The sequence below is a fragment of the Waterburya sp. genome, assembly GCF_058530065.1.
In genome coordinates this window covers 1-5307 of record NZ_JBZNBU010000215.1, presented here as the reverse complement: position 1 = coordinate 5307, position 5307 = coordinate 1, and the positions used below count along the sequence as shown (strand labels likewise).

Sequence of the window (5307 nt, the reverse complement as noted above, 5' to 3'; positions counted from 1 at the left end):
GGAATAGCAATAACCATGTTTTTTCCCGCTTCTCCTGCTATTTGTAAGGTTTTAGGGGTATAGACATCATCGCCCCCCAAAATGCTGAGACGTTGACGGTTGACTTGGACTACCTGTAAAGCTCGATCGAGAGTACTAGTACTAGAAGCCAGCATCAGGGTTTGTGCGCCTTTGGCTGTTGCTTCCTCGAACGCATCTTTGGCACTAAAATTAGGATCTGCCAGATCGAAACTGCTGACTACTTCACCGCCTCCCAAATGAACTGCTGCGGTAAATTCCGAGCGCAATGATTGGCTGTAGTTACTTTCGGAGTTATAGAAAACAGCTACCTTTTGTTGCTGTAAACTCGACAGCATATAGTCCGCTAATCCCCTAGCAGCCAGATAATCACTAGGTACGGTACGAAAGACATAGGGGCTGCGATCGCTCAATTCTATAGAAGTACTAATAGGGGAAATGGTTACTAGTTTGTTGGCATCGTAAACGGGTGCGGTGGCTAAAGTGACATCGCTGGCGTAATGTCCCACTACCCCTAAGACGTTTTTGTCTTTGCCGAGGTTTTGTGCCACTTGTCTGGCGGTTTCAGGATCGTTGTCGTCGTTGATAATTCCTACCTGCAAGGGAATATTATTAATTCCTCCCGCTTCATTAATACTATTTTGTGCCTGTGCCACTCCGCGTAGAATTTCTTTAGCTGCATTGGCATCGCTACCGATGGGAATAGATACGGCAATGCTATAGGATTTTTCCTTACCGATACGGGCGTTATTGAGATAGATTAAAGCTTCGGGATCGTTAGGATCGGTGTTTAAAGAAGTGGAAAATAAATCTACCGCATTTTGATACTCACCTCTACTTATGGCTGCCACTCCCATCTCCTTTGCGGGAGTAGTAGTTTGAGGAATTAAAATCTTTTCACCGAGGCTAAATCTAGTTTCTAGCTGGCTGTCTACCTTAACGGAATTGTTTACTAGGGGTTTACTAGTTTTTATATTTGCTACCTTCAGACATAAATATCCTCCCAAAATTAAGATCGCCGTAAAGGGAACTAAAAATAGAGACTTAGAACTCCAATTGATTACCTTCTCTTGCTTCGATTTAGCGGGTAATTGTTTTAAATCCCTAACACCAGTAGAAAACTTAGTAATGACGGCAATATCTTCAAGGGTTTTTAACACCTCCGCAGCACTACCAAAGCGATCGCCTGGATGGGGAGATAACATAGTACTCAAGATCCATTCCAGCTTGGGATTGATACTAACCTGCGATCGCCAATGCCAACGATAGTCGTGGCGATCGATTAACTGTAGGGGTTCTTTCCCCGTTAGTAACACTACCGCCGTCGCAGCCAAGGCATAAAGATCGCTGTGGGCATAGACAATACCTCGTTCTACCTGTTCTGGTGGGGCATAACCAGTCTTACCTAATGCCGTACCTGTCAGAGAAATAGGGGTGTTATCTGTTTTTAATTCCTGCTGAGTTTTTAACTCGACTTCTTTAATACAGCCAAAGTCAATCAAGGCTGGTAGTTCGTCTGACTCTCGTAAAATTAAGTTATCGGGGGAAATATCGCGGTGAATCACTCCCATTGAATGAATATATTCTAAGATCGGCAAAACTCTTACTAATAGCTGTTTTACTTCCTCTTCGCTAAACTTACGTTCCTCTGTCAAACGCTGATTTAATAAGACATGGTAGTTTTCCCCTTCAATATAGTCTTGCACTAAAAACAATAAATCCCGATCTGCCTTCTTGTGGCGAAATAGCTGGCGAAACTGCGGAATCTGGGGATGCTGCAAGCGGTACAAAACTCCTGCTTCCCGTTCAAATAACTCTTGGGCTTTCTCCAAAGCAAACGTACCCTTTAACTGGGGGGCAAACTCCTTTAGTACGCACAGTTCGTCAAAACGATTGGTGTCTTCTGCCAGATAAGTACGACTAAAACCACCATGACCTAATTGACGGACAATACGGTAGCGCGATCGCAAGATATCTCCCGTATTAAGTAAGGTTTCTCGATAAAATGTCAGATCGATGTCTCTCATGTCCCAGTCGTATTAGCGAAGTTGTTTGTAAAGTAAATTTCAAAAGGGATAAAGTAGGGAATTTTTGGTTTTAATTCTCGTTGCTATTTTCTAAGCAATTTGTTTCAATCTAGGCAATAGAGAAAATTTGCTTTGATTTGAGCTACATATATATTGAGTAGAGCTTTTATAGAAATGATTGTTAGTTGTACTAATAGCAATAGACAACAGTTTTCTTTGTCGAACGTTTAATTGTAAATCTGTAGAGAGTATCATCATAATTGGTAAAAGAGTAAGAAAATAAGGCAATAGCGATCGATCTTGTTATGGCATTAATTCTGTAAATAAATTTTGTTTAATACCAGGGGAAAAGTTCAGGTGTTTGAACATTGAACATTGAACATTGAACAGCTTGATAAATGAAATGATATTGCGATCAACTTGGTTTAAATCTTATGAGTTTTCCCTTTGATAAACATCTACAGAATGTCCCCAATTAACTCCAGACCAAAGAGATAACTCCCTCTGCAACTTTGGTTATTCTTGTGAGCATATATTCCTATTACTTTAGTTTAGATATCTGAGGTGCGATCGCTAGTAAAGAGCCTAAATTTACAGAGTTATTATTTTTTAATCCAAATCCGTAGTACTACAGTAGAGCAACAACTATAGCAAGTTTGTATTGTTTAGAGATTTTTAAGTACTAGGAATAAGAATCCATCGCTGATTATCGCCACCGTGATAATCCCATTGCTGAATATTCGTACCATTAGCTGTATTTTCGCCATTAGCTAAATTAAGGTCTAAACATTTACGGCTATGCTGGGATTTGATTTGATAACCACCATCATCTAAAAGAGTTACGAGCCATTTTTGGTTGTCGCCATCGTGGCAATCCCACTGGTGAATATTCGTACCGTTAACTGTCTCTGGACTACCAGGCAAACTCAAATCTAAACATTTACCGCTATATTTAGATTGGATTTTGTAACTACTATCCTCTAAAGGAGTTACGAGCCATTTTTGGTTGTCGCTACCGTGACAATCCCACTGGTGAACGTTAGTACCATTAACAGTGTTTTCTCCTTCAGCTAAATTCAAATCTAAACATTTACCACTGTATTTAGATTTAATTTGATAAACGCCATTTAACCTCTCAGTTGAAGGATAGGCTTGTCTGATAAAATTTTTGTCTGTTTCTGAGAGGTATCGATTCCAGCCTACTTCATAATCTCCTTTAGTCAAGCTATTAGGAATGGCATAAATCATGATTGAGGTGGTATCGAACCTAGAGAATTGGGTACTATCGCGATCGTATTTATTTAAAACATTACGATCTACGTCATCCCGACTCCAACCTTGAGTGCGCTGGTAATGGCGGTAAACGGCTTCTCTATCCCAAGGAATATCGGCTTCTGGATGTTGATGTTCGTGAATGCAACCTAAAGCATGACCGAACTCATGAAGCACCACCCTAGAGTATTCTGCTTCAGAAGAATCGCGATCTAGCCAGCCATAATTCATAGTTGCCTTACCTCCCTTATATCTTTCCGATAGAGCATCGATTCCAAGAGCAGACCAAGAACCTGAGTCTCTAAAGGAGATACGGATTTCAGCATTAGGATCTGAACCAAAGTCTAATTTAATGTTGGCAAATTCAGTCCACTGTTGGGCGTAGGCTACTATTTTTCTTTGTACTACGGGATCGCCATCTAAAAAGCGTATCCGCAAAGTTCGACCTGGTTGCCATTTCTTTTTACTAACCAAGGCAAGTCTAATTTTGCGATCTTGTTTGGCAGATAGCATAGCAGGATCGAAATCGGGAATGAGATTGTTAGGATTTTCATCTACGGCTATTCTGTAGGCTTCCTCAGATAAATCGAGGGGCATGGGAGTACAAATTTTGATGGTTTCGGAAGTATGGTTACACATAGTTTTTCTCCTCTGAGTTTATGTGATATTTGAAACTATTAGTTGCTTGATTCAAACTAAAAAAGTAAACAACTCTAAGGAGTTATACTTTTAAATTTGCCACTACTTTTTTCACACCTACAATAGGTTTCATATTTTCTTCCATCACCTTTGTATTCTGTTTTTTCATCGCCGATACCAACTAATTTTTTCTCTATATTTGATTCATCTGGGTTGGCATTATTGATTGCCCTATATAAATCTTTCCAATCCTGAACGAAATCTAGATAACTATTGATATTTAGAGTGGTTCTATTCCCGACTCTTCCATCTTCTAAATATCGAGCAAAACTTTCTCGCATGATGCCAAATCTGACTGCTTCACTAATGAAGTTAGCAAACAGACGCACGCCATCACCAATAACGTATCTCTTGTTTTTTAGCTTTTGAAGTTTTTTCTTGTGCAGTTCTTCAAGACCTGTTTTAAGACTTTCACTATTAAAGTTACGATTTTCGTTAATGAAATCTAATCCTTCTTCTAAAATATCTATATCCTGCATATTTGGCCCAGCCCCAACTAGGTAAAGATCGCTTTTTCTAATGGCAGCGATCGCATCTTTATAATTGCTTTTTATTTCTATATAATAAAAAAGTGGTTCTGTGGGTGGGCGATCGCGATTTTCGATAAATAATCTTCGCAATTCTCCAATAAATTCATTGTATTTATTGGCTTGTATTTGGTTATATTGACCATCAATAAAGTCCTTTAAATCTAAACTTAAATCTGGAGCTAAGGCGATACTAATGGTAGTGGTGGAAAAAGGACTACTTGAATTAATTATTGAAGTAGGCGTACTTAGTTCTCCACTAGCTAAAGAATTAACCTGTAAAGTTGACTTAGAAGAATACAGACAGGGAAACATTAGAGCAAAATCGTTTCGGCGAACATTTTCGCCAATTTTTTTCAAGCGATCGGGATGGCGTTTAAACCAATCCCCGATAGCTCCCATATCCCTTTTTTTCAAACTGTCAATAATTTTACTGAGGGGAAGTTTTTTAGTTAATTCGCCAATACTCCGAAAAACTCCTACTATTGCTTTAGCTGGGGCTTTAACAATTTTAGTAATAGGAATAACTTCGATCGCTAAAAAAGCCACATCAATGCCTACATCTAAACAAGCGCCTTCTTCTCCGCCATCGCATTTAATCGAGTTATCAATTAAAGAAACGACATCGGGCAAAATAGGAATCCACATAATCGATATTTTAAATTCTTCCCAAAGCTGTTCCCGACTGCTAGGGGGAATTGTTAAAACTACTCGCTCCCATTCATCGGTTTCGGGATTGAGTTCGATACCGTGACTTTCTAAAT

3 protein-coding genes are annotated in these 5307 nt (G+C 39.3%); all 3 read right to left on the bottom strand.

Features of this window, described 5'->3' with window-relative positions; translation table 11 throughout:
* Window positions 1–2045: bifunctional serine/threonine-protein kinase/ABC transporter substrate-binding protein (locus AC33VI_RS13230; RefSeq protein ID WP_491782737.1), on the bottom strand; the 2045-nt coding region annotated here is incomplete at its 3' end.
* A 675-nt stretch (window positions 2046–2720) separates the two neighbouring features.
* On the bottom strand, window positions 2721–3956 hold the full coding sequence (locus tag AC33VI_RS13225; protein ID WP_491782736.1) for an RICIN domain-containing protein: 1236 nt from the start codon (window positions 3954–3956) through the stop codon (window positions 2721–2723).
* Window positions 3957–4030: 74 nt separating this feature from the next.
* On the bottom strand, window positions 4031–5307 hold a 1277-nt coding region (locus AC33VI_RS13220; protein ID WP_491782735.1), incomplete at its 5' end, for a hypothetical protein.

Bases quoted from the DNA above. Each gene is read 5' to 3' on its own strand.
- AC33VI_RS13225 (WP_491782736.1), bottom strand. From the start codon at position 3,956: ATGTGTAACCATACTTCCGAAACCATCAAAATTTGTACTCCCATGCCC.